The following is a 506-nucleotide window of genomic DNA, read 5'->3' as shown; positions in this document are numbered from 1 at the left end:
GGAAGCGCTACTGGGTCGAGGGTGCGGTCCCCGTCACCGAGGTTTCCGGGTTCGGGCTCACCTTCGCTGAACACCCCCTTCTGGGCGCCGCCGTCACACAGCCCGACGGAACGCTGGTGTTCACCGCTCGCCTCTCCCTCGAAACCCAGTCCTGGCTCGCCGACCACGCCGTCAATGGAACGCCGCTCCTACCGGGCACCGCATTCGTTGACCTGGCGCTCCACGCGGGATTCGCCGCCGGCTGCCCGGCCGTGGAGGAGCTGACGCTGCAGTCTCCGCTGGTGTTCTCCGGCGATGAGTCATGGGATCTGCACGTCACCGTGAGCCCGGCCAACGATGAGGGACGGCGCGACTTCACCGTCCATTCACGATCGTCCGTCTCGACGCTCGGTGACCAGTCGACCTGGACCACCAACGCCACGGGCACCCTCACCTCGGACGAAAGCACCGTCTCGCCTTCGGCCCCTACCCCCACCGAGAGCGGGGCGAACGTCCAGATCACCGGG

Annotated in this window: 1 protein-coding gene; it reads left to right on the top strand. The window is 68.0% G+C overall.

Annotated features, from left to right (window positions below; translation table 11 throughout):
• On the top strand, positions 1 to 506 hold a 506-nt coding region (locus AF1_RS32825; RefSeq protein ID WP_157419470.1), incomplete at both ends, for a polyketide synthase dehydratase domain-containing protein.

Origin of the sequence: Actinomadura formosensis NBRC 14204, assembly GCF_001552155.1 — a bacterium.
Taxonomy (GTDB): domain Bacteria; phylum Actinomycetota; class Actinomycetes; order Streptosporangiales; family Streptosporangiaceae; genus Spirillospora; species Spirillospora formosensis.
This window is presented reverse-complemented; position numbering and strand designations above follow the sequence as displayed.